Source organism: Moraxella haemolytica (assembly GCF_030177935.1).
In the GTDB taxonomy this organism is placed as follows: domain Bacteria; phylum Pseudomonadota; class Gammaproteobacteria; order Pseudomonadales; family Moraxellaceae; genus Moraxella; species Moraxella haemolytica.
In genome coordinates this window covers 1,669,552-1,694,955 of the sequence record NZ_CP089974.1, presented here as the reverse complement: position 1 = coordinate 1,694,955, position 25,404 = coordinate 1,669,552, and the positions used below count along the sequence as shown (strand labels likewise).

Below are 25,404 nucleotides of genomic sequence, written 5' to 3'. Positions count from 1 at the left end.
TGATAAAATTTACCCCATATTGGATGTTGATGGTCTTTTTTGTCAAATGCCGTTTACTGGTAATTTGCAAGACCAAATGGATAAATAGTATCTTGCTCAAAAAATAAATAGGTCAGCTATGTTAGTTGCCTGTGATGTTTATCATAGATTTTAGTTCTGATTAGGTGTTTATCACCAAATCTTTTGTTTGACTTAAGATAAGAAGCTTATTATGGCAGCCGAACAAACATCTTCAGATTATATTGCTCACCACTTAACCAACTGGACTTTCGGGAATCACCCAGAGCATGGCTGGAAAGTGGCGTATGATGCCGCTGAAGCCGCAGAAATGGGTTTTTGGGCCATTCATTTGGACTCCATGCTGTGGTCTATTGGGTTAGGCATATTTTTTTGTGCGTTGTTTTGGGTAGTAGGGCGTAAGGCAACCTCTGGTATGCCGACCAAACTACAAGCTTTTGTTGAAATGATTGTAGACTTCGTTGACAATAGCGTACGAGAATCTTATAACGGTCCTTCAAAGCTTATCGCACCATTATCCTTGACGATCTTTGTTTGGATTTTCTTGATGAACTTGATGGACTTGATTCCAGTGGACTGGATTCCTTATGCCGCTCAAATGGTAGGGCAGCATGTGTTTGGACTAGATCCTCATCATGTTTATTTTAAGATTGTCCCAAGTACTGATCCAAATATTACTTTAGGTATGGCACTGGGTGTGCTCATTCTAATCATTGGGTTTGGTCTAAAATATAAAGGTGTGGGTGGGTTTATTGCTGAATTTACATTACACCCATTTAGTGCAAAAAACCCATTGCTACAAGCAATACTTATTCCTGTAAACTTAGTTCTTGAGATTGTAACTTTGCTTGCAAAGCCAATTTCTCTAGGTCTGCGTTTGTTTGGTAATATGTATGCTGGAGAGCTTATCTTTATTTTGATTGCTCTTATGTATATGTCTAGCAGCCTATTTGTCAAAACTTTAGGCGTACCATTACACTTGGCATGGGCAATTTTCCATATTTTGGTTATTACTCTTCAGGCGTTCGTGTTTATGATGTTGACGATTGTTTATCTATCGCTCATCTCACAAACATCAGAACATTAATTGAAAACTTTTTAAATTTTATCCTTCGATAGGTCATTAAGGAGACATCATGGATCCAGTAATCGCTCAGTACACTCTACTTGCAGTAGCTATTCTAATTGGTCTTGGCGCACTAGCTACCGGTATCGGTTTTGCTCTATTAGGCGGTAAATTCCTAGAGAGTACTGCTCGTCAACCAGAACTAGGTTCGCAACTTCAAACTAAAATGTTCATCGTAGCAGGTCTTCTTGATGCCGTGCCAATGATTGGTGTTGGTATTGCAATGCTTCTATTGTTCGCCAACCCATTCGCATAAGCTGAAACTGTCAGTTTAACGCTCATTTCTGGTCGTGGATTTGCCTTGCAATGATACGACCTAGAATTGGCTATCACCTGACTTTCACTAACAACGAGGTGATTGATGAACATTAATGCTACATTGTTTGGTCAGTTGATTGCTTTTGCGATTTTTGTGTGGTTCTGCATGAAATTCGTATGGCCACCATTTATCGGTGCTATCAACGAACGCCAAAGAAAAATTGAGGAAGGCTTAAATGCCGCCGAAAAAGCCAAAGCAGATTTGGCTTCTGCTGAACAGCAGGTAGAACAAGAATTTGCTGCTGCAAAAACTGAGGCTGCTTCTATCATTGAGCGTGCCAATAAAACCGCTAATCAGATGATTGAAGATGCTAAAGAGCAGGCTCGTCTAGAAGGTGAGCGTATCATTGCACAAGCACATGCGACTGTCGAGCAAGAAGCTGCTCAAACTCGTGAACAGCTACGCTCTCAAGTCGCTCACCTAGCGGTACTAGGTGCAGAAAAGATTTTGCAAAGCAAAGTCAATGAACAAGAACACGCTAACATGCTAGACCAGTTGGCAGCTAAGCTGTAATTAGAGGAAATCATGGCTGAACTATCCACCTTAGCAAGACCCTATGCCAAAGCGGCATTTGACTATGCTAAAGAGCAAAATGTAATTAACAATTGGGAGAACTTTTTGTTAATTGCAAGCAGTATTGTAAGTGATGAGTCTTTTTCTTCACTGCTAAGCAATCCAGCCATTTCTGCAGAGCAAAAAACTGCCGTCTTGATTGATATCTATGCTTCACAAACGGCAGAGCAACCTTCTGACGCATTGGTTAATTTTACCAAGCAGTTATCAGAACATGACAGACTGGCTTTATTGCCTGAAATCCATACTCATTACAGCAAATTTAAATCACAAGAGCTAAAACAGGTTGACGCTTACGTTACTTCAGCCTATCCCTTAACCGAAGCCCAGCGCAAAACCTTGCAAGAGAAACTTGCAATCTCAACAGGTTCGATTGTGATTCTGCATGAAGCAGTTGATCCGGAGCTTTTGGGTGGTGCAACGATTAAAGTGGGTGATAAGTTTACCGATGGCTCAGTGCGTGGTAAGTTACAACAATTAAAGACGCAGCTAACTGCCTAAGCAGAAAGCTGACATTTTAAAGGAAACAAGGCAATGCAACAATTGAATCCAGCCGAAATCAGTAATCTGATTAAGCAGCGCATTCAAGACCTTGACATAAGCGCAACTGCAAAAACTGAAGGCGTAATCGTCAGTGTCTCTGATGGTATTGTGCAGATTCATGGTTTAGAAGAAGCCATGTATGGTGAGATGATCGAGTTTGAGGGCAATGTTTATGGCATGGCACTTAACCTTGAACAAGACTCAGTGGGTGCTGTTGTTCTAGGCGATTATTTGAGTCTGCAAGAAGGTCAAAAAGCCTATTGCACAGGTCGTATCTTAGAAGTTCCAGTAGGTCCTGAACTATTAGGTCGTGTCGTTGATGCATTGGGTAATCCAATTGACGGCAAAGGTCCAATCAATGCAAAATTGACTGATAAAGTTGAAAAAATTGCACCTGGTGTTATCGCTCGCCAATCAGTTGATGAGCCTGTAATGACTGGCTATAAAGCTGTTGATACCATGATTCCTATCGGTCGTGGTCAGCGTGAGCTTATCATTGGTGACCGCCAAACTGGTAAAACTGCATTAGCTATCGATGCCATTATTGCTCAAAAAAATTCTGGCATTAAGTGTGTGTATGTTGCCGTTGGTCAAAAACGCTCAACCATCGCTAATGTCGTGCGTAAACTTGAAGAAACTGGTGCATTAGAATACACCACCGTTGTTGTGGCATCAGCCTCTGAGCCTGCAGCACTTCAGTATATCGCACCATATTCTGGCTGTACAATGGGTGAATACTTCCGTGATCGTGGCGAAGATGCACTGATTGTGTATGATGACCTGTCTAAGCAAGCGGTTGCTTATCGTCAAATTTCACTACTACTACGCCGTCCACCAGGGCGTGAAGCCTATCCTGGCGATGTATTCTATCTACATTCTCGCCTACTAGAGCGTGCTTCTCGTGTTAATGCCGATTATGTTGAAGCATTTACCAATGGTGAAGTTAAAGGTAAGACTGGCTCATTAACCGCACTGCCTATTATTGAAACACAAGCAGGTGATGTGTCTGCATTCGTACCTACCAATGTTATCTCTATTACTGATGGTCAGATTTTCCTTGAGTCAAACCTATTTAACTCAGGCATCCGCCCTGCGGTAAACGCTGGTATTTCGGTATCTCGTGTTGGTGGTGCTGCACAAACCAAGATCATCAAAAAACTGTCAGGCGGTATTCGTACAGCTCTAGCTCAGTATCGTGAACTTGCTGCATTTGCCCAGTTTGCTTCAGATCTTGACGATGCAACCAAGCAACAGTTGGAACACGGTCAGCGTGTTACTGAGCTGATGAAGCAAAAGCAATATGCACCGATGTCTATTGCTGATCAGGCGGCAGTAATTTATGCTTCTAATGAAGGCTATCTAGCTGATGTACCAGTTGAGAAGATTGGTGCGTTTGAAGAAGCGTTGTTGCGTAGCCTACGCAGTGAACATGCTGCCTTGATGAATGAAATTGATGAGACTGCAAACTACAATGATGACATTGAAAGTCGTCTAAAAGCAGCCATTGAATCGTTCAAGGCAACAGGTAGTTACTAAGTAGCTAATAAATGGTGTGCTAAAGATTAGCACACCAAACCTTATTTAAAAATAAGTCCAGTATTGGAACAATTATGGCAAGCTTAAAAGAAATACGTGCAAAAGTAACCAGCATTAAGAGCACTCAAAAGATTACGCGTGCAATGCAAATGGTGGCTGCCAGTAAAATGCGCCGAGCTCAAGAGCGTATGGAAATGGGTCGTCCTTATGCCGAAAGCATGTCCCGAGTGATTACGCATTTGGTGCAAGCACAATCGGATTATAAGCATCCGTACATGGTAAGCCGTCCAGTCAATCGTGTGGGCTTTATTGTCGTTACTTCAGACCGTGGTTTGGCAGGTGGTTTGAATATTAACTTGTTCAAAAACCTTCTAAAATCAGTAAAACAATATCAAGATCAATCGGTTGAAATTGAATTTGCAGTCATTGGTTCAAAAGGCGTGAGCTTTTTTAAGAACTTTGGTGGCAAAGTAAGTTCGGTATTGACAGGCTATGGCGACAGCCCAAGCTACGAGCAGCTCAGCACCCCTGTGCAGGTAATGCTTGATGACTACAGTGAAGGTCGTTTAGATCGCATTTATTTGGTTTATAATAAATTTATCAATGCCATGACGCAAAAGCCTTCGGTAGCACAACTTGTGCCACTGCCAGAGGATACTTTTGCCGATGATGTGAGTGTATCGCATAGCTGGGATTATATTTATGAACCAGACACCAAGACTTTGATTGATAGTCTGATGGTGCGTTATATTGAGTCAATCGTTTATCAAGCAGTACTTGAGAATATCGCTTCAGAGCAATCAGCGCGTATGGTAGCGATGAAAGCTGCAACAGATAACGCTGGCAATTTGATTAAAGATTTACAGTTGGTTTATAACAAGCTGCGTCAAGCGGCGATTACCCGAGAAATTTCGGAAATCGTTGGCGGTGCTGCCGCTGTTTCTTAGCCGAACAATGAATTATAGGAGAACGCAATGAGCGGTCGTATTGTGCAGATTATTGGTGCGGTAATTGATGTTGAGTTTAGCCGTGGTCAAGTACCCCAAATTTTTGATGCACTAAGTGTTGATGGCACTGAAACAACTTTAGAAGTGCAACAGCAACTTGGTGATGGGGTTGTGCGTACCATTGCAATGGGCTCGACAGAAGGTCTAAAGCGTGGTTTATCGGTTTCTAATACTGGTGCCCCAATCTCTGTGCCAGTTGGTCAAGCGACTTTAGGTCGTATTATGGATGTGCTTGGCCGTCCAATTGATGAAGCTGGTCCTGTTAATGCTGCAGAAAAATGGTCAATCCATCGTGATGCACCAAGCTATGATGAGCAATCAAATTCAACCGAGCTACTCGAAACTGGTATCAAAGTTATTGACTTACTATGCCCATTTGCAAAAGGTGGTAAAGTTGGTCTATTTGGTGGTGCTGGTGTTGGTAAGACCGTTAACATGATGGAGCTTATCAATAACATCGCTTTAAAACACTCAGGTTTGTCGGTATTTGCTGGTGTGGGTGAGCGTACTCGTGAGGGTAATGACTTTTATCACGAGATGCAAGAAGCAGGCGTTGTTAATACTGATGACTTTACCAAGTCAAAAGTAGCGATGGTTTATGGTCAGATGAACGAGCCACCAGGAAATCGTTTGCGTGTTGCTTTGACTGGTCTAACCATGGCGGAATACTTCCGTGATGAAAAAGATGAAGCCACTGGCAAAGGTCGTGATGTATTGTTATTCGTTGACAACATTTACCGTTACACCTTGGCTGGTACAGAGGTATCAGCATTGCTAGGTCGTATGCCATCTGCGGTAGGTTATCAGCCAACTTTGGCTGAAGAAATGGGTATTTTGCAAGAGCGAATCACTTCAACGCAATCAGGTTCTATTACTTCTGTTCAAGCAGTATATGTGCCTGCAGATGACTTGACCGACCCATCTCCGGCAACGACCTTTGCTCACTTGGATGCAACTGTTGTATTAAGCCGTGATATCGCATCACAAGGTATTTATCCTGCGGTTGACCCACTAGACTCAACCTCTCGCCAGCTAGATCCACAAATCATTGGTGAAGAGCATTATCATGTTGCTCGTGGTGTACAAGAAGTGTTGCAACGCTATAAAGAACTAAAAGACATCATCGCCATCTTGGGTATGGATGAGTTGTCTGAAGAAGACAAGATGATTGTTTATCGTGCTCGTAAGATCCAACGCTTCTTATCTCAACCATTCCATGTGGCAGAAGTCTTTACAGGTGCACCTGGTAAGTATGTTTCACTTCGTGATACCATCGCTGGTTTTAAATCGATCATCGAAGGCGAATACGACCATCTACCAGAGCAAGCTTTCTATATGGTTGGTAGTATTGACGAAGCGGTTGCTAGAGCTGAGAAGCTACAAGCAGCATAAGTTTAATATTTCCCCAATCACTTGCTGATAGGGCGGAAATGACAATCACTCAATGAGTGGTTGTCATCATTAAACTTAACATAGGAGAGTATAATGGCAACCTTTAAATGCCGAGTGGTAAGTGCTCGTGAAGAGTTGTATGCTGGCGAGATCAGTGTGTTGGTGGCGGCAGGTCATGATGGCGAGATTGGTATTCTTGCAGGTCATACACCGTTAATCACACTGCTAAAACCAGGTACATTACGCATCAAAACCACCGATGGTACTGAAGAAATCATCTATGTTTCAGGTGGGGTTTTGGAAGTTCAGCCGCATGTGGTAACTGTTTTAGCGGATTCTGCTGAGCGTGCACATGATTTGGATGAAGTAAAAATCGCTGAAGCTCGTCGCAATGCCGAACAGCTACTGGCAAACCAAAATAGTACCGTTCAGACAAATGCTGCATTGGCGGCGTTAGCTGAGTCTGTGGCACAATTACAAACCATCCAAAAATACAAAAACCGTGCTTAATGATTTTCGGTGCGTATTTTTCAAGCAATCTTATGATTTCGCTTAAGGATAACCATGACAACAAATACAGCAACCCCAGAAAAAGAAGATATTCCCAGAATTCTCATTGTTGAAGACGATGAAAGACTGGCAATGCTAATCCAGGATTACCTAAGACGCAATGGACTGGATGTAGCGATTGAAACCGATGGAGCTCGAGCGATTCGCCGTATTATTACTGAGCAACCAGACTTGGTGGTGCTTGATGTGATGTTGCCAGGTTCTGATGGTCTGGCAGTGTGCCGTGAGGTTCGTCCGCATTACCAAAATCCAATCTTGATGCTAACTGCTCGTACTGAAGACATGGATCAGGTGCTTGGTCTTGAGATGGGTGCTGATGACTATGTTGCTAAGCCAGCCCAGCCAAGAGTACTGCTTGCTCGCATTCGAGCGTTATTGCGTCGTTCTGAGACTACCCCTTCGGCGGACTCGCCACAGCGTTTAGAATTTGGTGATCTGGTGATTGATAATGGCGGTCGTTCGGTAACTTTGAACGATGAATTGGTAGATTTTACCAGTGCTGAGTACGATTTGTTATGGTTGCTTGCTTCAAATTCTGGTCGCATTCTATCTCGTGAAGATATTTTTGAGCGTTTGCGTGGCATCGAGTATGATGGTCAAGACCGTTCTATTGATGTTCGCATCTCTCGCATTCGTCCGAAGATTGGCGATGACCCAGAGAATCCAAAGCGTATTAAAACAGTTCGTAGCAAGGGTTATTTGTTTGTCAAAGAAGGCAACTGATGTGGATAGGATGATAAAAGCTGGCTAATGCTGGCTTTTATTTTATTGGATTATTTTAAGATATGGCACTGATTTCCTTAACCGAACGAAGCATATTTTTTCGTATCTATGCGGGTTTGCTACTCATCTGCTTGGCGGTGGCGTTTTGTGCTTATTTATTGGTTGATGCCATCAACCAAGAGCGTTTGCAATCTTATCGAGAAGAGATAGCTACAGGCTCATTTTATCTTATCAGTCAGGGGCTCGTTCATCAGCAAGAAGAGAATCGCCGTGAGTATTGGTTGTTGGATGCCAGTCGCTTATTTGGTGAGACTTTTAGTATCGTGCCAATGAATTCGGTTGAATTTACGGGGCGTGAGATACGCCGCCTAAATGAAGAAAAGACAGTGGTGCGACATAATCCTGTTACTAAGGATATGACTATTTATCATCGCATTGCTGGAGAAAATAATCTATTGACGGTGAATTTATCGCAAGTGGGTGAGCGTCAAGTACGAGCATTGATGATATTTTTACTTGATGATTTGGCATACTATCCAACCATGCAAGCCAAAGAAAGTCGCTTGCAGTTTTTAAGCCAAAAATCCGCCTATCCCATAGAGATTAGACCGATAGACTCACTTCGGTTGGATAGTAGTCAGGTGGCTCGTCTACATCGTGATGAACCAGTCATTTTATATAAAGATGGCGACAGCATACAAAACTCATTGGTAACCTTTGTGGTGGCTTCGGAGGTTGATACATCTGTCATTGTGATTGGTCCTGTGGCCTTGTTTAATTGGTTTCCGATGAATCTGATTGCTGGCATTGTGCTGATTTGTTTGCTGTTTATTAGTCTTGGTGTGTATGGGCTAATTTTTCCGCTTGAGCGTCGTTTGCACCTATTGCAAGCAGGTGTCAATCGTGTGATGCAAGGCGATTTAAACACCAAAGTTCAAGTGATTGGGTGTGATGATGTCTCAAGATTGTCATCAACTTTCAATGCCATGACACAGCATATTAAGCGACTCATTGAGTCCCAAAGGGAGTTGACTCGTGCGGTATCGCATGAGCTGCGTACGCCCGTAGCTCGTATCCGTTTTGCGGTGGATATGTTGGCAGATGAAGACAATAATGAGTCAAGACAGCTACAAAAACAACAGATTGATGAAGACATTGAGTCGCTCAATGAGCTGATTGATGAAATCTTAACTTATGCAAAATTGGAAGAAGGTTCGCCAAAACTAGAGTGGGAAATGGTCAATTTGTACGATTTGGTTAAGCAGATTGAACGAGAGACCAATGCCTTAGGTGGAAACATCAAGGTGCTAACTAATGTGTCATCACCTAAAGCACAAGCGATGGCAGACAGACGCTACTTACATCGTGTTGTACAGAATTTGGCGGGTAATGCCATGCGTTATGCCAACAGTACGATTTTAATCAGTGCAAGCGTGGCTAAAGGTCGTGTGGTGGTCAGTGTTGAAGATGATGGGCAGGGCATTAAAGAAGAAGACCGTGAAAAAGTATTTGTACCGTTTGCAAGGCTTGATGATAGTCGTACTCGCTCATCGGGCGGTTATGGGCTTGGCTTATCCATTGTGGCACGCATCGCTTTTTGGTTCAATGCAGAGCTTAAGGTTGATGAGAGTCCAACACTAAAAGGTGCTCGCTTTATGATGGATTGGCCTGCCAAACAGGCAGGGGTGGCGATTGTTGCTGATGAGCTAACTCAAGCAAAAAGCGATAAAGTGCTGATTGGTAAACAAGGCGATAAATAAAATCATACTTCTTGATTGATACAAAATACCCAACACACCTTAAAGTTAGCTTTGGGGTGTGTTCTTTTCTGTCTCGTCATGGCTGATAATTTGGGTGATAAGCGGTATTTTGACGCAAACATACAGTCCGCCATCAGGGTGGTTGATTGCCTCAACACTGCCTTGATGTAGTCTTGCGATGCGATTAACAATGGCAAGACCAAGTCCACTACCTTGAGTGGTGCGAGCTGTTTCGCCACGCTCAAAAGGTTGCATGATGCGTTCTAGTTGGTCATCTGCTACGCCATCACCTTCATCTTTGACATGAATGATGAGTGTGGGATATTTGGTATAGGGATTTTGCAATTCAAAATCAGCATCGCCTTGAGAGTTAGGTGGTATGATGGAAGCACCGATGTGAATGGGCTGTCTTCCATAACGAATGGCGTTATTAACCAAATTGATGATTAGGCGTTTGATGGATAAAGGGCGAACAGGCACATCTTGACTGATGCTACTGTCGTAGTTAAATCTGACATCTGAAAATTGTACCATAATTTCTTTAAAAATGATGTCAAGATTGGTTGGGCAGACAGGTTCATCAGAGCCATCTTTCATGAATGAGATGAACTGTTCTAAGATGGCGTCCATATCCTCAATGTCGTACACTAAGCCTTCACGGAAGAACTCATCAGGTAGCATCTCGGCGGTCAGACGCATGCGAGTTAAAGGGGTGCGTAAGTCATGACTGATACCAGCGAGCATGATGGTGCGTTCTTTTTGAGATTGGCTTAGTGTAGTGAATAACTGGTTAAACGCTGTGTTAACACGGCGTATCTCTCTTGGACCTGTGTCGGTGGCAAGTGTGGTGGCGTGTCCTTCTTGAATGTAGCTGATGGCGGCTTTTTCTAGGCGTTTTAGGGGGCGGTTCAAGCTGCGTACTAGCACCCAAATGGTGAGTAAAGTCAAAAATGGCAAACCAAATACAAAACCTACTAATACACCGGTGCTATACTCAGAATAATACGCAACAGGCTCACGAAGCCAAGTGTCGGGGTATTTGCTGTCTTGCACCCATAGTCTGGGTGTGGGCTTAAATTTAAAATACACCTCTACATCACGCCCCAATTCAGCACGCACTTCGTCTGCTAGAACATCGGTCATCTTACTGACAAAGAATTTTTCTGTAACATCGGGAAAGTTATCAGGATTGCTGATGATTTGAATGTGGCTGTTTTGTTCTAGCCAAGCCAGTGTTTCTGGGCTATCTGCCCATTTGCTACGGGCATTATCCATGAGTCTGATTTCACTTGCTAAATAACTGGCATGGCTTTTTAGCTCGGGCAGATACAGTGTTCGCCAGAACAGCCAAATGGATAAAGCAACGCTGACAAACACAATAAAAAACACCACCAAAACCGTTCGCCAAGTGTTCGAGTGCAGGCGATGACGCAATTTGGCAAGCGATGTGGCATGATGACCCATGAGACACAACCCATAAAACTAAATTGGCATATTGTAGCATACTTATATCATTGGTAATGATTTTATCATAAGAGCAATAAAGCATCAGCAAAGCTATTACAACCAAGATGTTCTTTAAAATAAAACCAAGTTGCCACCGCTTAATGGCAATCTAATAAAAAAGTGAGAAAAATGGCATATTGTGTAGATTTTACTTTGAAAGAATCAAAAAATTTTGCTATAATTTAAATCTTTTAATGATTCTGTTCATCATCGGCTCATCCTCAACACGATGACAGAATGATTAGCCTAATTCTTGCAACAAATTTTTTACTTATTTTTTTAAAAGAGAGTTTCTCATGGTAGTTATCCGTTTAGCCCGTGGTGGTGCAAAAAAACGTCCTTTTTATCAAGTAGTTGTTGCTGACAAGCGTGCTGCTCGTGATGGTCGTCATATTGAAAAAATCGGCTTCTTTAACCCACTGGCTCGTGGTCAAGAAGAAGTTTTCCGTATTGATCTAGATGCTTACAATGCTTGGATTGCCAAAGGTGCACAACCTTCTGATCGTGTTGCACAGCTAGTAAAAGCTAAGCAAGCTGCTTAATACGACTGGCATTGCCAACATTGGATTGAAAAAATCGGTTTGCGTTGTTTACTGTATGAAAACGCAAGCCGATTTTTTTTGATATCATGTCGATGATTGAATTGCCATCGATACTGATGATTTTTAGATAACTCTTGGGATAAAACCAGTTTAATGACCATGAATAACAGGATTAACAATCTAAATTTACGCCGTGATGGTATGATTGCCACACCTGCTGTTGATGAACTCATCAAAATCGCCACCCTAAAAAAACCGTATGGCATCAAAGGTTGGCTATGGGTGTTTAGCGAGACCGCCAACCATGCTGATGTATTTGGTATGTCGCCTTGGTGGATGAAAACGGCAACAGGATTTAAACCTTTGACGGTTAAGGAGTGGCGTGTACAAGGTTCAGGGTTGGTAGCGAGCTTTGTTGAGATTGCTGACCGCAATGTCGCTGAAATGATGAATGGCACAACCATTTGGGTGCATAAAGACAATCTACCAGCCCTTGATGAAAATGAATACTATTGGTCGGATTTGGTGGGATTGACTGTCATCAATGAATCAGGCGAGAATTTAGGTGTCATCAAAGAGATGTTTGAGACGGGTGCTCATGAAATCATCTCTGTTACAGCAACCAAAGACAGTGTTGATGGTGAAGACAGACTGATTCCGTGGCACAAGGAAGTGGTATTGTCTGTCAATTTAGATACAAAAACCATGCTTGTGGCATGGGGTGTTGATTACTGATTGGGGTTGCCATGTTCTTTGCGGTGATTAGTATCATGCCACAGATGTTTGATGCAGTGCGTGATTTTGGCATCACAGGGCGTGCCGTTTCCCGGGAGCAGGTGGAAATCTGCGTCATTAACCCTCGTGACTTCGCCACGGATAATTATAAGCGAATCGATGAACGCCCCTTTGGTGGTGGACCTGGTATGGTCATGATGGCAGAACCACTACAAAAGGCGATTTGCCACGCCAAGTCTTTGGCTGAGCAGTATTTTCATCAAAAAGGGATTGCAAACCCCAGTTGTCCTGTGGTGTATCTGTCGCCACAAGGCAGGCAGTTAAACGAATCTAGGGTGCTTGAATTTGTCAGTCATCATGGCATGATTTTGCTATGTGGTCGTTATGAAGGTGTTGATGAACGACTGCTTGAGCTGTATGTTGATGCTGAAATTTCTATTGGAGACTATGTGCTGACAGGGGGTGAATTGCCTGCCATGATAGTCATGGATAGTGTGATACGCCGACTGCCATCAGTGATGAGCGATGATAAATCAGCACTTGAAGATAGCTTTGTGGATGGACTGCTTGATTGTCCGCATTATACCAAACCTGTACAATTTCATGGTCAAAAAGTCCCAGAAGTGTTGTTATCAGGACATCATGCCAATATTGCTAAGTGGCGTTTTTTGGAGCAGGCGAAACGCACTCAAGCACGCCGACCAGATTTGTGGCAGGCGTTTACCCCAACCAAAGAGCAGGCCAAATGGTTAAAAACACTTGACGATGAATAACAATACCAAAAATGATGGTCATTCTTGTCTTGGCGTTATTTGATTGATTGTATTTGTTTGTCTAAAATTACCTTGAAAAACAGTATAAAAATAGGTAAAATAGCATCGTTTTGCCCATGTGGTTTGGGTAAGCAGTTCATTTTATGACTGCATGATAATGATACGATATGCGACCTTTTAGCCACTTTAAAAAGGTTTTTAGCCTATGTCGTTTGATTGGAGATTGCCATGAGCAACAAACATCCTTTAGTTCAACAAATTGAAAATTCACAGCTAAAAGACCACCCAGCATTCGCACCAGGCGACACCGTTGTGGTACAAGTAAAAGTGCGTGAAGGCGACCGTGAGCGTCTGCAAGCCTTTGAAGGCGTGGTTATCGCTAAGCGTAATCGTGGCTTGAACTCATCTTTCACCGTGCGTAAAATCTCAAGTGGTATCGGTGTAGAGCGTGCATTCCAGCTACATTCACCACTTATTGACAGCATCAGCGTGAAGCGTCGTGGTGATGTACGCCGTGCGAAACTTTACTACTTGCGTGATCGTTCTGGTAAGTCTGCTCGTATTAAAGAAAAGTTGGGTGCAAGAAAAGACGCATAATTTTATCCGTCTTTTACTCAAGCAAAAACCCCGTCCTGTTGGCGGGGTTTTTTTGTTATTCATCAGTCTTTGATGGCTTGTGTTGCTGTCGGTTTTTTAGGCGAATGTAGAGTGTCTTATTGACTTTGGCGATGATTTTGCCTGAGCTGTCAGTAATATCTACTTGATATTCACGAAAGACAGGCTCGCCAGTTTTGGCAAGGGTGATGATGTCATTGATTTCTTGGGGGCTGATTTTCATGCGAGCAATGACTTTGCCTAGACCGGGCTTGATAAAATCAATGGTGGATTTTTTGTTCCAAACAACATAATCCTTGCCCAGTCTTGCCATTAGCATGAGCATAAAAAATGGGTCGGTCATCATAAAAAGACTGCCGCCAAATTGTGTGCCAACTAGGTTACGATTTAGCTTGGTTAAAGGCATGCTGACCACGCATAAGCCGGCGTCCAAGTCCAGCACATCAACATGAATTCCTGCTCCTATCAGTGGTGCATAAGTGGTGATGCGTGCCTTTAGGAGATGGGGAGCAAGCTGAGTTTGAGCGATTTTTTGACCTTTTTTAAAGAGTGTATGCAGTCGTTTTTTGGTAGCTTGAATTGGCATAATGATGGGTTGATTGATGATGATTGGTTTGGTATTTTGCCATAGTTTTGGTGCAAGTTAAAGTTTTTGTCTTGCAAAAGCCAAAATTGTCTTTATATTAGTTGATCTATCAAGTTTAAAAGATGGGTGATGGGTTGTGGTGGTTTATTGGGTTGATATGTGGTGGTTTAGTCAGTCCAAATCAATTTAATGAAGTAATTAAGGCTAAGTAAGACAGTCATGATTGAAAAGATAGAGTTGGACGGTGCGATGACGGATAGATTATCTCATCTGTCGGCGATTTTAAAAACTTTGCCAAATTTGCCTGGGGTGTATAAGATGCTAGGCAAACACGGTGAGATTTTGTATGTGGGTAAAGCAAAATCACTAAAGAGCCGAGTTAGTAGTTATTTTTCTAAGAATATTGAGCATCCAAAGACTCGTGCATTGGTGCAAAGAATTCATGACATACAGATCATCATTGTGCGTGGTGAGACCGAAGCTCTGCTACTTGAGCAAAATCTCATCAAGGCACACAAGCCACCTTATAACATCATTTTAAGAGATGATAAGTCCTATCTATATGTGTTCATGTCTAAGGATAAGTTTCCTCGTCTGGGCTTTGGGCGTGGCAAGGGCAATCATGCAGAAGGTAGATTTTTTGGACCGTATCCATCTGCTACAGGTGCAAAAGAAGCGTTGCTACTAATGCAAAAGTTATTCATGATAAGAAACTGCACCAATAGCTATTTTAATGCCAGAAAACGCCCCTGCCTTGAATATCAAATTAAGAGATGTAAAGCACCTTGCGTAGGCATGGTTAGTTATGATGAATACATGGAAGATGTGCAAAATGCTTTGCTGTTTTTGAGTGGAGAAAATGCACAGGTACAGCAGATGCTCGTTCATAATATGGAGCAGGCGGCTGAAGCGTTAAACTTTGAGCGGGCGGCATTTTATAGAGACCGTATTACGATGGTTAGTGAAATGCAAGCACGCCAAGCGGTATTTCGTCTATCAGGTGAGGCGGATGTTTTTGCTGTTAGTCATCAAGCGGGGGTTACTTGTGTGCATGTGCTGACGGTTCGTGGTGGCAAGGTGTTGGGCGGTAAGAATTATTTTCCTGATGAGATTGTGGTTGGTGAGTCGGATAATGCTGAGCGACTTGGGCAATTCATCTTATCGTTTTATTTTCAAGTGAGTGATGACCTGCCAGATGAGATTGTGGTTAGTACACCTTTAGCGGATGAAGATGCTATTGGTGAGTTATTGCTAGAACAGTTTGGTAAAAAAACACGCATTAAGCACCGTGTACAAAAACACAGAAAAGAGTGGCTAAGCCTTGCCATCATCAATGCAGACAATGCCTTAAAGGCAAAAATGACTGATTATTATGAGCTAAAAGTACGCTTTGAGGCTCTAAGATCTGTCTTGACCAAAGTATCCCCTAAAGCGATTGATCGTATTGAATGCTTTGATATCAGTCATACGATGGGTGAGGCGGCAGTAGGGTCGTGTGTGGTATTTGACTCAGGCGGTGTGCGTAAGCGAGATTATCGTCAATATGCCATTCATGACATCACGGCAGGTGATGATTATGCTGCCATGCGTCAAGTGCTAATACGGCGATACTCTAAGCATGAGTTGCCTGATTTGTTACTCATTGATGGTGGCAAGGGTCAGCTGAACATCGCCAAAGAGGTCTTAACAGAGTTGGGTAAACTAAATGATGCCTTGCTTGTGAGTGTTGCTAAAGGCGAGGGGAGAAAGGCGGGGCTTGAGGTGCTTCATTTTATTGAGCACAACCCTATTGATTTACCTTCGGACAGCAAGGCATTGCACCTTATTATGCACATTCGTGATGAGGCACATCGCTTTGCTATTACCAATCACCGCAAAAAAAGAGATAAGGCTCGTGGTGCATCAGTGCTTGAGGTAATTCCAGGTCTTGGTGAAAAAAGACGGCGAGATTTACTGAATCATTTTGGCGGTATTCAGCAGCTCATTTCAGCATCTGAACTTGAAATTGCCAATGTTAAGGGTATTGGCAAAGTCTTGGCAGGCACGATTTATAGGGCATTGCACGCCTAGTAAATGCGTGTAAATCCTTTTGATGCAGACAAAAATACCGCAAAGACGGTCTGTCTTTGCGGTATGCTAAAGTGATCGGTCTGCTAAATGGTTATTTACCTGTGAGTTGTCCTGTGATCCAGCGTTTGATGGGGGGTAGGTTATTGCTAAATCTTAGAGCGACATCACGCACCACACGCATGGCTGGTTTGTCATTGGTAAACATGGATACCATCGCATTCGTGCCGTGATATAAAGGGCGAGTGTGTCGCTGATGGCGAAGGTTGTAGCGTGCCAAAAGCGACTGACTGCCAATATCTAGATTATCACGATGAGCTTGTATGATGAGTTTGCCTAAGGTGTCTACGCTAAGCAGTCCTAGGTTGTACCCATGTGCGGTTACAGGGTGCATACCAACAGCGGCATCGCCGATGAGTGCTGCTCGCTTAGCGATAAAGGTGTTGGCATGTACGCCCATCAAAGGATAGTGATGAATGCTACCTGCAATGCTACAAACACCCAGTTTATCATTCATCATACGCTGAGCTTCTTTGGCAAGCTCGTTGGGCGTCATGGCGAGTAACTCGGTTGCTTGGGTATTGTCTAGCGTGATGACACAGTTGGTCAGATGATCGTTTAGTGGTAGTAGGGCAAGTGTTCTACCATAAAAAAAACACTCTTGGGCGGTGGCTTCATTAGATAAGGGGTGGCTGACTCGAAAGACGATGACCGTTCGCCCAAAGTCATTCATCTGTGCCCCAATCCCTAGCGTGCGTCTGACATAAGATAAGCGACTGTCCGCTCCGATGAGTAGCTTGGCGTGTAACACGCTGCCATCGTCCAAGCCAACTTGTACACTCGTATCGTTGGTGTCAATGTGCTTGATGGTGGTATCGGTAAGTAGAGTAATATTAGGTAGGGTCTTTACTTCATCATAGAGTGCTTGGCGGATATTATGGTTGGAGATGAGATTGCCCAATCTGTCTGCTGAGCTCAATAAAGTCAAATCTTTGGGTACGGAAAAATGCAGGGCATAATTAGAAGTGCCGTTATAAACTTTGGCATTTTTTAGGGGGTAAATCTCACTGGCATCAAAGCGTTGCCAAGCACCTAAGTCTTGCAAAATTTCTTTTGAGCGATGGGTTAGGGCGATTTCTCTTCCGTCATAGGCAGGGCTTTCGATGCTAGGTAGATTTGCTTTGTCAATGACGGTAATCTGTAAATCCGTGCCTTGAAAGTATCTGGCGAAGGCAAGACCTACAGGGCCTGCACCGATAACAATGATGTCGCTCTGACGGTTCATAATATTCTCTGATGATTCTTGGTTAATGTGGCAAACTTATTTCGCTCTTAATACAAGCTCATTGGATGCCCTAAATGAGCTTGGGGTGATAACATGAGCCATATAACCTATCTTTATTTGGGCTGATTGTCGTTTTTTTGGTATTCTGCCAACTCGTTTTTGACGGTCGTGCTTATCCAAGATTTTAAATCTTCAGACAGCTGTGCTAAATGCTCACCCAAGAAGCTGTCAAGCTGTGTGGAGAGTTTTGTGCTGATGCGAGCTTCAATTTCAGCCAAGCTCTCTTTGGTGTATTCGCCATTTTGAGAAGCAAGTGGTGTGGTATCAATACTATGCACAATCTTGGCAGGCTGGGCTGTTTCGCCTTGGTGGGCATCTATTAGGTCTAAGATGGTGCTGTTAAAATCAGTATGGGTAAATTGATAGTCTTTGGCGTGAGTATTGCTACCAAGCATCTTGATGATATCATCAAGCTCTTGATGAAAGGCTTGTTTGACAGGGGCAGGCGTGGCAAGCCAGCGTTTGGAAAATTGTAAGGTTGGAGAAAAGGTTGCCATGGGCTATCCTATGGTTATGTTTTTATGACCATTGTAATGCAAAAGCCAGCTCAAATCAATAAAGGGTAATGGGTTTGGCTGACTTGATATTTGATGTACGCACTTAATTATCATTGACCAATTTTGATGGCAGTGGCGGTCAGTGCATCTGATTTGACCATCTCGTATCCTTTGCCGTCTGTCTTTTCGATGATAAATAGTGCTTTGATTTGGTTTTGACTGGCGATTTTTAGGGCGTCATGATAAGACAAGGCAGTTAATGCAGTTGCCCAGCCGTCTGCCAAGGCGACGCTGTCGTGAATGACAGTAACGCTCGGTGCACCATCAGCAACAGGCTGAGCGGTGGCTGGATTGATGGTGTGGCTATAACGAACGCCATCAAATTCAACCGAATTCCGATAACCGCCAGATGTAGCGATATGCAAGCCTGTAGGTAAACTTAGTGTGGCAAATATCTCTCGATTTTGTACTGAGCTATCCAAGATGGGGGCGTCGATGGCAATCGTCCACGCCTTACCTTTGGCGTTCACCCCTTTGGTGGCAACTTCGCCACCGATTTCTACCATGTAGTCATCGATGTGATATTGATTGGCTAATACATCAGCGATGACATCAACGCCATATCCCTTGGCAATCGCAGAAAAATCCAGTCCAACGCCATCATGGGTTTTGTGCAGTTCGTTGCCTGTCAAAATAACTTTTTGTAGCCCAACTTTGCTATTTGCAAGAGCGATTTCATCAGCAGTGGGTGGTGATTGCAATCGATCAATACTCATTTGACTGCCAAAGCCCCACAGTTCAACCAAAGGATATACCGTTGGATCAAAACTACCGCCACTTGCTAAAAAAATCTGTTGGCTGTCATTTAGAACCTGCATAAAATCCTTATCAATCATCATGGGGGTATTGCTTGGTAGACGGTTAAACTTAGAAATCGTACTGTCCTTGATATAGGTGGACATACTTTGATTGACTTCAACTAAGCGGGCATCTATCGCTTGTTGAATGGTTATGGCGTCTTTAGCATTGCCTTTAAAGGTGATGTGATAGGTTGTGCCCATCGTTTGCCCTTCAATGCTCTGATAGTCGCTTGCAGGAGTGCAGGCAGTTAGGAGCATGGCAGATATGGCAACACTAGGGATAAGAAAATTATTCATGAATGGTCTCAACTTGTACTTTTAGTTGTTCGCTGTTTGTGGTTTGGCACTATTTAAGCTCATCTAAGTTGTGTTGAAGTGTCTTTTGTATGACCTAGCTTTGGCTGTTTGTCATGTTGCTCATTCTAAAACTAGCAAGCGTCTATCATCACACACGAGCAATTCTTTGATAAGATTCAAAGACGAAAGCTGTATTATCAGTACTGCTTGTGCCGTGCTCACGATGGGTTAATTCAAAGCCAGACGGTATCGCAGGATAAAAAGCGTCGCCTCCAATATCCAAATCCACCCGAGTGATTTCTAAAACATCGGCAATATCAATGCTTTGACGGTAAATCTCACCACCACCAATGATGAATAATTTGCCATCTTGACAGTCATTACTTGCAAGTTCTAAGGCACACTCTAAACTATGGGCGACTTTAACACCCTGAGCTGTCCACGCCTTATCTTTAGTAACGACCCAATTGGTACGGTTGGGTAGGGGCTTTCTGATGCTTTCATATGTCTTTCGTCCCATGATGACCACGCCTCCTGTGGTCAGAGACTTAAAATGTTTTAAGTCCTCTGGAATATGCCATGCAAGTTGATTGTCCTTGCCAATACATTGCTTTTGATCAAAAGCGACAACCTGAATCAAAGAGAGATTTTTATTTTTTAGGAGCTGTTTGGTTGTTGTTAGATTGTTCATGTTACACCGCCACTTCCGCTTTAATCCTATCATGTGATTGATAACCTTCAATCTTGATGTCATCAAACGAAAAGTCAAACAGATTCTTGATATCAGGATTTAATCGTAATTGACAAAGTGGTAAAGGCGTGCGAGTTGATTGCAATTTGGCTTGCTCAAAATGGTTATGATATAAATGTGTATCGCCACCAGTCCAAATAAATTCGCCTACTTGCAATTCACACACTTGGGCAATCATATGCGTCAGCAGGGCATAGCTTGCGATATTAAATGGAACACCCAAAAATACATCGGCACTTCTTTGGTATAATTGACAAGAAAGTTTGTTATTCACCACAAAAAATTGAAATAAAGTATGACAAGGCGGTAGTGCCACTTGCCCAGCTTCTATCGGATTCCAACCAGATACAATCAGTCGTCTGGAATTGGGATTGGTTTTGATTTCGTTAATTAGCCAACTTAGTTGATCAAAACCGTCTTTTTGGTAAGAGCCATTAGCATCTTTGGTGGCCCCAAAATTACGCCACTGATGACCATAAACTGCCCCTAAATCGCCTGCTTCTCGCCCAAATTTGGCAGTTTGTTCAGCAGTTGCCCATTCGTCCCATATGGTTACACCAAAGTCTTGTAAGTATTTGACATTGGTGTCGCCTTTGATAAACCATAGCAGTTCATGAACAATAGATTTCATATGCACTTTTTTGGTTGTGAGCAGGGGAAACCCTTCGGTCAAATCAAACCGCATCTGATAACCAAAAACAGAGCGAGTACCAGTGCCTGTACGGTCGCCTTTGTCATCGCCTGTAGCTAAGATGTGTTGTAATAATTGTAGGTATTGTTTCATGCGATCGCCTTATTATTGGTTTTTTTGCCAATCATGGTTGTTGTTTTTGTATGCTGATATCATGAGTAGCACGCCAAAGATAATCATCGGCAGACTATATAGCTGACCTTTACTCATCCAACCAAAGATCAGTTCATAACCGACATCAGGCTGTCGGAAAAACTCGGTGATAAATCGACTGCACCCATAACCAAGCAAGAATAAGGCAGACACAGCGTAGCGTGGGCGTGGCTTGGCACTAAACCACCAAAGCAAAATAAACAGTAGTACACCCTCACTAAATGCTTGATACAACTGGCTTGGGTGGCGTGGTAGCAGGTAATATTCTCCCAGTTGGGTGGCAATATTCATGAAGTCTGGGTTGGTGTTGATGAGTTCATGGTCGGCAGCGACCGCTTGGGGGAAATACATCAGTTGTGGCCAATCCCCATGCGACACACGCCCCCATAACTCGCCATTGATGAAGTTGCCAAGTCGCCCAAATAAAAGACCTGTTGGCACACAAGGGGCGATAAAATCTAGCACGGTAAAGGGGTGTTTTTTGTATTTACGCCCAAAAAAATACATGGCAATCAACACGCCAATAAAGCCACCGTGAAAGCTCATGCCACCTTCCCATACACGGAATAAGTAGGCAGGATTGGATAAAAATTCGCCAAAGTTATATAAAATGACATAACCAATACGGCCACCTAAAATCACACCCATCGCCCCAAAAAATATCAAATCTGAGACCATCTCGCCAGTAAAATCGCCTCGCTTTTTACCACGATATGTCGCCAGTAGATAAGCGAATAAAAAGGCGAGCAGATACATCAAACCATACCAATGTAGCTCAACAAACCCTAAATCAAGGGCGACAGGGTCAAATTGTGGGTGAATCATTGCCATAATAACGATACTTAAAAAAATGTACTTAAAAAAGTTATGCTTAAAAAACTGTGCCAGCAGCATAATAAGAAAAGTCTATTATAACTTAATAATTGCTCAAATTGCTAAATTAAAATGATGCTGTTGCCAAATCGCCATCTGATACCTTGCAGTCTTAAGTTATGCAGTTTATTGGTCAATAACTTGGTTGTTTTTGTCGGTAGTTATTTTTATCAACAAAAAAGACCGAGAGTATTCGGTCTTTTTTGTTGTTTAAGGTTGGTTGTTTTGATTGGGTAAGATAAGATCATGGGTCAAGGGCAGTTGCTCAATCAGCTCTAGTAAAGCTCTTTGATAAACGCCACGCTTAAAAGAGACCACCTGATTTAATGGGTACCAATAACTCACCCATTGCCATTCGTCAAACTCAGGCTTTGAAGTATCAAAGCGAATGTGTTTGGCGTTATTTTCATCTAAGCGAAGCAAAAACCATTTTTGTTTTTGCCCGATACACAAAGGTTCTTGATTGGTGCGAACATAGCGTTTTGGCAGACGATAACGCAACCAATCTTTGGTAACTGCAAGCAGTTCTACATGATGTGGGTATAATCCAACCTCCTCGTACAGCTCACGATACATCGCATCAAGCGGGGTTTCGCCATAATCGATTCCCCCTTGTGGAAACTGCCAGCTGTCGTGTCCGATGCGTTTTGCCCAAAGCACTTGGCCTTGTGTATTTGCCAAGATGATACCGACATTGGCTCGAAAGCCGTCTGAATCAATCATGACTAAACTCTATTGTGTAAGATTATTAAAATTCTGCTGACGGCTAATAATTATTTGGCAATCGCAGATACTTATCTATTATTAAAACAAATTTTTCACAAAAAGTGTAATATTTTTTTGCATTAAAATGTTTCATGGGGCATTTTGGTCAGATTTTTAAGGTTAAAAGCGATGATGTTGAGATACCAAAAAATAAAGCGATGAAAATTGACACAAAGACGGGTAAAAAAGTGGATAAAAACTTTACATCAGATTCTTGAAAAACCATCAAAAACCACCATCTAGACAAAAAACCATTTTAATTATCAAGAATTCTTTTGGACTCTTTAAGTAGGAAAAGTGACATGACAAACATGACTGCCAGCGTCTCTTGGCTAAAAAATGAAGCGATTAACTTTAGTGCTACCAGTGGCTCAGGTCATGAAGTGGTGATTGATTCTGCTCAGAAGCTAGGTGCTAAGCCGATGGAGCTTATTTTGATGGGGCTTGGTAGCTGTGCCAGCTATGATGTGGTGAGCATTCTACAAAAATCTCGCCAAGATGTTGCCGACATTCGTTGTGAAATCTCTGCCAAGCGTGCTGATGCCGTGCCTGCGGTGTTTACCGATATTCATCTGCACTTTGTGGTTGTGGGTACTAATATCAAAGAAAGCCAAGTTTCTAAAGCCATCGAACTATCAGCCGATAAATACTGCTCGGCATCAAAGATGCTGTCAGAAGGCGGTGTGAATATCACACATGATTACAAAATCATTGAGATGGCATAAGTGGGCTTGGTGAACGATGAATAGTATCATGATGTTTGTGGCTAATTTTTCGCCAAATATTAGCATCGCCATTCAAGCGATGCTAGTGGCGTGCTTACTGCCTTTTTTGTTTGCTGTATTTGCTAAGATAACAGGCGGATTTCGGCTTGTGGACAATGCCAATCCACGAGAATTTTTGGCGAAGACTACAGGCATGGCGGCTCGTTTTAATGCCGCCCAAACCAACAGTTTTGAGAGCCTGCCTATTTTCTTGGCAGCGGTTATTGTGGCGATGTACTGCTTTGTACCACAAAATGTCATTAATGTTTTGGCGTGGCTGTATGTATTTTTACGCATTGGCTATGGTGCGGCGTATGCCCTTGATTGGTCGTTGCTGCGTTCGTTGTTGTGGATGCTTGGGCTGATGTGCTGCTTGGCGTTGTTTGCCTTTGCCATCATTGTGGTCTGATGACATCACTTAAAACTGGTCAACATGAAATGGTCTTGGCAGAGGCTCATGTTGCCAGTATGATTGCATCTTGAAAATGGTATTTGATTTATAACCATCAAACCTTAAAACACTAACCAATCCCACATTTCTACCGTCATCTACTAATTACTTCCCAAAACGGCTTATTCATTAGAAATCAGACAAAAAGTCTTAGCTTGTTATGACAAATCCAAAAAAATGCCCTTGTTATAGAGGCTTTTGGTATATAAGATGCACATTGTTTCGTTGAAAGCGACAGCCTGAAAAAAACAGGAAGTTTGGCTTCTCGCCCACCCCCCCAATAGACTTAGAAAGTTTGATAGAAAAGGGCTTCTTGCCTGCATAAAAAAATCCTGACAAGTACCTGCGTGAAATTGGTGAGGTATTTGGCTGTAGTGATATGGCAACCCATAAGGCACTAAAAAGAATGAATGCCACCCTTAGAAAAAGACCAGCACCTACTTTGAGTAAGACCCTGCTAAGGTCAAAGACTGCCAAGAAAGACCAAAGTTATTGCAAAATAACCAAGACTGCGAGCTTGTCTATATAGATGAAGCTGGTACTGACACTTGTCTATACCGCACACACGCAAGAAGTTTAAAGGATCAAAAGGTTTATAATAAGATAAGTGGCAAGTGCTATCAACGAATATCTTTGGTTGTAGGACAAATTGACAACAAGGCTAAAAATTGATTGCTCCACTCATTTATGGCAACACAATGACAAGCAATTTGTTTGAAACTTGGTTTGAACAAATGCTATTGCCTTGTCTTGATAATCAGCACGAGCCATCAATCATCATCTTGGATAACGCAAGATTTCATAGAATAAAACATCTACAAAACATCATCAATCAAAGCACAACCGATAACACACAAGCCAAAAAAACACATCATCTTACCGCTGCCACCCTACTCGCCTGAACCAAATCCCACAGAACACACCTAGATAACGATTAAGAGATGGCTTAAAGGTTATCTGCTTAAGTTCAAGACGATGAAAGAAGCTTTGAAATGTCATTTTTTTCTGGGGTCGGTGAGTGTACTTGAAAACCGCTTTGATCCTAAGTATTATTAAAAAAATTGCATTTTTTTTAATATTCTACTTGTTTTTTTTTATGATTTATGTAAACATTCATTCTAGGAAGTCAAATAGGTGATATTTGATTTTCGGTCTTGACAGGTATTTTTTGTCAAGTTGTTAAAGGTTTTCTATCAATCAATTATGAACCCTTGGTAATTTTGATAGATCTTGAATACCACAGGTGGTTTGGTTGTAGAAAATTGATATTCACAGTGATTTTAATATCAAGGAGTTTTTTATGAAAGAGTATTTAGAGTGTGATAGTAATGTAGATTTTGCACTTCTAGATGACGAAGTAATGGTTGTTTCTTTTGATGATTTACCTTTAGGTTTTGAGGTGCAAGAAGCCTGGTCAATGCAGGAAGACTGATTCTATATTGTAAATTAAATAAAAATTTGCAAGCGTTCCTTTGAATACAATGCATTATCTGATAGTGCATTGTATTTTAATTCAAATAGTTGGTTCTTTTAAAAAATAGTACTAAATCAAGGAGGAGATTTTTA

At 42.4% G+C, this 25,404-nt stretch carries 28 protein-coding genes; 19 read left to right on the top strand and 9 right to left on the bottom strand.

Going from position 1 to position 25,404, the window contains the following annotated elements:
- Positions 1 to 211 precede the first annotated feature (211 nt).
- The 10 genes from atpB (at position 212) to LU276_RS07985 (ending at position 9,567) form a co-directional block, all read left to right on the top strand.
- Positions 212 to 1,105 (top strand): F0F1 ATP synthase subunit A, encoded by an 894-nt coding sequence (gene atpB, locus LU276_RS08030; protein ID WP_284673328.1) that lies wholly within the window; start codon positions 212 to 214, stop codon positions 1,103 to 1,105.
- A gap of 49 nt (positions 1,106 to 1,154) precedes the next feature.
- Positions 1,155 to 1,400 (top strand): F0F1 ATP synthase subunit C, encoded by a 246-nt coding sequence (gene atpE, locus LU276_RS08025; RefSeq protein ID WP_277808831.1) that lies wholly within the window; start codon positions 1,155 to 1,157, stop codon positions 1,398 to 1,400.
- Between the two features lie 105 nt (positions 1,401 to 1,505).
- A complete protein-coding gene (locus tag LU276_RS08020; protein ID WP_284673327.1) occupies positions 1,506 to 1,976 on the top strand; it encodes a F0F1 ATP synthase subunit B in 471 nt (156 codons plus the stop codon).
- A 12-nt stretch (positions 1,977 to 1,988) separates the two neighbouring features.
- On the top strand, positions 1,989 to 2,537 hold the full coding sequence (locus LU276_RS08015; protein WP_284673326.1) for a F0F1 ATP synthase subunit delta: 549 nt from the start codon (positions 1,989 to 1,991) through the stop codon (positions 2,535 to 2,537).
- A 33-nt stretch (positions 2,538 to 2,570) separates the two neighbouring features.
- Entirely contained in the window at positions 2,571 to 4,115 is a 1,545-nt protein-coding gene (atpA, locus tag LU276_RS08010) for a F0F1 ATP synthase subunit alpha (protein ID WP_284673325.1), read from the top strand.
- A gap of 74 nt (positions 4,116 to 4,189) precedes the next feature.
- The gene (atpG, locus tag LU276_RS08005; RefSeq protein ID WP_284673324.1) at positions 4,190 to 5,062 is read left to right on the top strand and encodes a F0F1 ATP synthase subunit gamma; all 873 of its coding nucleotides are present in this window, start codon (positions 4,190 to 4,192) and stop codon (positions 5,060 to 5,062) included.
- 27 nt (positions 5,063 to 5,089) lie between these two features.
- Entirely contained in the window at positions 5,090 to 6,514 is a 1,425-nt protein-coding gene (gene atpD / locus LU276_RS08000) for a F0F1 ATP synthase subunit beta (RefSeq protein WP_284673323.1), read from the top strand.
- A 93-nt stretch (positions 6,515 to 6,607) separates the two neighbouring features.
- Entirely contained in the window at positions 6,608 to 7,024 is a 417-nt protein-coding gene (locus tag LU276_RS07995; protein WP_284673322.1) for a F0F1 ATP synthase subunit epsilon, read from the top strand.
- A 54-nt stretch (positions 7,025 to 7,078) separates the two neighbouring features.
- On the top strand, positions 7,079 to 7,807 hold the full coding sequence (locus tag LU276_RS07990) for a response regulator (protein WP_284673321.1): 729 nt from the start codon (positions 7,079 to 7,081) through the stop codon (positions 7,805 to 7,807).
- A 62-nt stretch (positions 7,808 to 7,869) separates the two neighbouring features.
- Positions 7,870 to 9,567, top strand: a complete 1,698-nt coding sequence (locus tag LU276_RS07985; protein WP_284673320.1) for an ATP-binding protein — start codon at positions 7,870 to 7,872, stop codon at positions 9,565 to 9,567.
- A 45-nt stretch (positions 9,568 to 9,612) separates the two neighbouring features.
- On the opposite strand, the gene LU276_RS07980 is transcribed toward LU276_RS07985, so the two are convergent.
- Positions 9,613 to 11,031, bottom strand: a complete 1,419-nt coding sequence (locus LU276_RS07980; RefSeq protein WP_284673319.1) for an ATP-binding protein — start codon at positions 11,029 to 11,031, stop codon at positions 9,613 to 9,615.
- A gap of 338 nt (positions 11,032 to 11,369) precedes the next feature.
- Here LU276_RS07980 and rpsP point away from each other — a divergent pair, with 338 nt between their 5' ends.
- The 4 genes from rpsP (at position 11,370) to rplS (ending at position 13,720) form a co-directional block, all read left to right on the top strand.
- On the top strand, positions 11,370 to 11,615 hold the full coding sequence (gene rpsP / locus LU276_RS07975; RefSeq protein WP_284673318.1) for a 30S ribosomal protein S16: 246 nt from the start codon (positions 11,370 to 11,372) through the stop codon (positions 11,613 to 11,615).
- A gap of 201 nt (positions 11,616 to 11,816) precedes the next feature.
- Positions 11,817 to 12,350 carry a ribosome maturation factor RimM gene (gene rimM / locus LU276_RS07970; RefSeq protein WP_284674623.1) on the top strand — a complete coding sequence of 178 codons (534 nt, stop codon included), beginning with the start codon at positions 11,817 to 11,819 and terminating at the stop codon, positions 12,348 to 12,350.
- 11 nt (positions 12,351 to 12,361) lie between these two features.
- The gene (gene trmD, locus LU276_RS07965) at positions 12,362 to 13,123 is read left to right on the top strand and encodes a tRNA (guanosine(37)-N1)-methyltransferase TrmD (RefSeq protein WP_284673317.1); all 762 of its coding nucleotides are present in this window, start codon (positions 12,362 to 12,364) and stop codon (positions 13,121 to 13,123) included.
- 228 nt (positions 13,124 to 13,351) lie between these two features.
- The gene (rplS, locus tag LU276_RS07960) at positions 13,352 to 13,720 is read left to right on the top strand and encodes a 50S ribosomal protein L19 (RefSeq protein ID WP_284673316.1); all 369 of its coding nucleotides are present in this window, start codon (positions 13,352 to 13,354) and stop codon (positions 13,718 to 13,720) included.
- Between the two features lie 55 nt (positions 13,721 to 13,775).
- On the opposite strand, the gene LU276_RS07955 is transcribed toward rplS, so the two are convergent.
- The gene (locus LU276_RS07955) at positions 13,776 to 14,324 is read right to left on the bottom strand and encodes a DUF4442 domain-containing protein (protein WP_284673315.1); all 549 of its coding nucleotides are present in this window, start codon (positions 14,322 to 14,324) and stop codon (positions 13,776 to 13,778) included.
- Between the two features lie 222 nt (positions 14,325 to 14,546).
- Between LU276_RS07955 and uvrC the strand changes: the two genes are divergently transcribed.
- On the top strand, positions 14,547 to 16,394 hold the full coding sequence (gene uvrC, locus LU276_RS07950; protein WP_418001293.1) for an excinuclease ABC subunit UvrC: 1,848 nt from the start codon (positions 14,547 to 14,549) through the stop codon (positions 16,392 to 16,394).
- A gap of 91 nt (positions 16,395 to 16,485) precedes the next feature.
- Here the strand turns inward: uvrC and ubiM are convergent, their stop codons facing one another.
- From ubiM to LU276_RS07915, 7 genes are all read right to left on the bottom strand, one after another.
- Positions 16,486 to 17,676 (bottom strand): 5-demethoxyubiquinol-8 5-hydroxylase UbiM, encoded by a 1,191-nt coding sequence (gene ubiM, locus LU276_RS07945; protein ID WP_284673314.1) that lies wholly within the window; start codon positions 17,674 to 17,676, stop codon positions 16,486 to 16,488.
- Between the two features lie 113 nt (positions 17,677 to 17,789).
- Positions 17,790 to 18,233: a hypothetical protein gene (locus LU276_RS07940; RefSeq protein WP_284673313.1), complete on the bottom strand. Its 444-nt coding sequence runs from the start codon at positions 18,231 to 18,233 to the stop codon at positions 17,790 to 17,792.
- 110 nt (positions 18,234 to 18,343) lie between these two features.
- Positions 18,344 to 19,390 (bottom strand): FAD:protein FMN transferase, encoded by a 1,047-nt coding sequence (locus tag LU276_RS07935; protein ID WP_284673312.1) that lies wholly within the window; start codon positions 19,388 to 19,390, stop codon positions 18,344 to 18,346.
- Positions 19,391 to 19,538: 148 nt separating this feature from the next.
- Complete coding sequence (locus LU276_RS07930) at positions 19,539 to 20,081, bottom strand: dihydrofolate reductase (protein WP_284673311.1); 543 nt, start codon at positions 20,079 to 20,081, stop codon at positions 19,539 to 19,541.
- 1 nt (position 20,082) lies between these two features.
- Complete coding sequence (locus tag LU276_RS07925) at positions 20,083 to 20,925, bottom strand: thymidylate synthase (protein ID WP_284673310.1); 843 nt, start codon at positions 20,923 to 20,925, stop codon at positions 20,083 to 20,085.
- 12 nt (positions 20,926 to 20,937) lie between these two features.
- Entirely contained in the window at positions 20,938 to 21,816 is an 879-nt protein-coding gene (lgt, locus tag LU276_RS07920) for a prolipoprotein diacylglyceryl transferase (protein ID WP_284673309.1), read from the bottom strand.
- Between the two features lie 252 nt (positions 21,817 to 22,068).
- On the bottom strand, positions 22,069 to 22,581 hold the full coding sequence (locus LU276_RS07915) for an RNA pyrophosphohydrolase (RefSeq protein WP_284673308.1): 513 nt from the start codon (positions 22,579 to 22,581) through the stop codon (positions 22,069 to 22,071).
- A 353-nt stretch (positions 22,582 to 22,934) separates the two neighbouring features.
- Here LU276_RS07915 and LU276_RS07910 point away from each other — a divergent pair, with 353 nt between their 5' ends.
- The 4 genes from LU276_RS07910 (at position 22,935) to LU276_RS07895 (ending at position 25,270) form a co-directional block, all read left to right on the top strand.
- Positions 22,935 to 23,348, top strand: coding sequence for an OsmC family protein (locus LU276_RS07910; RefSeq protein ID WP_284674621.1), 414 nt, complete (start codon positions 22,935 to 22,937; stop codon positions 23,346 to 23,348).
- A gap of 16 nt (positions 23,349 to 23,364) precedes the next feature.
- The gene (locus LU276_RS07905; protein WP_373628290.1) at positions 23,365 to 23,796 is read left to right on the top strand and encodes an MAPEG family protein; all 432 of its coding nucleotides are present in this window, start codon (positions 23,365 to 23,367) and stop codon (positions 23,794 to 23,796) included.
- Between the two features lie 710 nt (positions 23,797 to 24,506).
- Complete coding sequence (locus LU276_RS07900) at positions 24,507 to 24,740, top strand: transposase (protein WP_335342679.1); 234 nt, start codon at positions 24,507 to 24,509, stop codon at positions 24,738 to 24,740.
- A 398-nt stretch (positions 24,741 to 25,138) separates the two neighbouring features.
- Entirely contained in the window at positions 25,139 to 25,270 is a 132-nt protein-coding gene (locus tag LU276_RS07895; protein WP_284673306.1) for a hypothetical protein, read from the top strand.
- The last annotated feature ends 134 nt before the right edge of the window (positions 25,271 to 25,404 follow it).

Coding starts and splice junctions, on each gene's coding strand:
- atpB (WP_284673328.1), top strand. CDS start 212: ATGGCAGCCGAACAAACATCTTCAGATTATATTGCTCACCACTTAACC.
- atpE (WP_277808831.1), top strand. CDS start 1,155: ATGGATCCAGTAATCGCTCAGTACACTCTACTTGCAGTAGCTATTCTA.
- LU276_RS08020 (WP_284673327.1), top strand. CDS start 1,506: ATGAACATTAATGCTACATTGTTTGGTCAGTTGATTGCTTTTGCGATT.
- LU276_RS08015 (WP_284673326.1), top strand. CDS start 1,989: ATGGCTGAACTATCCACCTTAGCAAGACCCTATGCCAAAGCGGCATTT.
- atpA (WP_284673325.1), top strand. CDS start 2,571: ATGCAACAATTGAATCCAGCCGAAATCAGTAATCTGATTAAGCAGCGC.
- atpG (WP_284673324.1), top strand. CDS start 4,190: ATGGCAAGCTTAAAAGAAATACGTGCAAAAGTAACCAGCATTAAGAGC.
- atpD (WP_284673323.1), top strand. CDS start 5,090: ATGAGCGGTCGTATTGTGCAGATTATTGGTGCGGTAATTGATGTTGAG.
- LU276_RS07995 (WP_284673322.1), top strand. CDS start 6,608: ATGGCAACCTTTAAATGCCGAGTGGTAAGTGCTCGTGAAGAGTTGTAT.
- LU276_RS07990 (WP_284673321.1), top strand. CDS start 7,079: ATGACAACAAATACAGCAACCCCAGAAAAAGAAGATATTCCCAGAATT.
- LU276_RS07985 (WP_284673320.1), top strand. CDS start 7,870: ATGGCACTGATTTCCTTAACCGAACGAAGCATATTTTTTCGTATCTAT.
- LU276_RS07980 (WP_284673319.1), bottom strand. CDS start 11,031: ATGGGTCATCATGCCACATCGCTTGCCAAATTGCGTCATCGCCTGCAC.
- rpsP (WP_284673318.1), top strand. CDS start 11,370: ATGGTAGTTATCCGTTTAGCCCGTGGTGGTGCAAAAAAACGTCCTTTT.
- rimM (WP_284674623.1), top strand. CDS start 11,817: ATGATTGCCACACCTGCTGTTGATGAACTCATCAAAATCGCCACCCTA.
- trmD (WP_284673317.1), top strand. CDS start 12,362: ATGTTCTTTGCGGTGATTAGTATCATGCCACAGATGTTTGATGCAGTG.
- rplS (WP_284673316.1), top strand. CDS start 13,352: ATGAGCAACAAACATCCTTTAGTTCAACAAATTGAAAATTCACAGCTA.
- LU276_RS07955 (WP_284673315.1), bottom strand. CDS start 14,324: ATGCCAATTCAAGCTACCAAAAAACGACTGCATACACTCTTTAAAAAA.
- ubiM (WP_284673314.1), bottom strand. CDS start 17,676: ATGAACCGTCAGAGCGACATCATTGTTATCGGTGCAGGCCCTGTAGGT.
- LU276_RS07940 (WP_284673313.1), bottom strand. CDS start 18,233: ATGGCAACCTTTTCTCCAACCTTACAATTTTCCAAACGCTGGCTTGCC.
- LU276_RS07935 (WP_284673312.1), bottom strand. CDS start 19,390: ATGAATAATTTTCTTATCCCTAGTGTTGCCATATCTGCCATGCTCCTA.
- LU276_RS07930 (WP_284673311.1), bottom strand. CDS start 20,081: ATGAACAATCTAACAACAACCAAACAGCTCCTAAAAAATAAAAATCTC.
- LU276_RS07925 (WP_284673310.1), bottom strand. CDS start 20,925: ATGAAACAATACCTACAATTATTACAACACATCTTAGCTACAGGCGAT.
- lgt (WP_284673309.1), bottom strand. CDS start 21,816: ATGGCAATGATTCACCCACAATTTGACCCTGTCGCCCTTGATTTAGGG.
- LU276_RS07915 (WP_284673308.1), bottom strand. CDS start 22,581: ATGATTGATTCAGACGGCTTTCGAGCCAATGTCGGTATCATCTTGGCA.
- LU276_RS07910 (WP_284674621.1), top strand. CDS start 22,935: ATGACTGCCAGCGTCTCTTGGCTAAAAAATGAAGCGATTAACTTTAGT.
- LU276_RS07905 (WP_373628290.1), top strand. CDS start 23,365: ATGAATAGTATCATGATGTTTGTGGCTAATTTTTCGCCAAATATTAGC.
- LU276_RS07895 (WP_284673306.1), top strand. CDS start 25,139: ATGAAAGAGTATTTAGAGTGTGATAGTAATGTAGATTTTGCACTTCTA.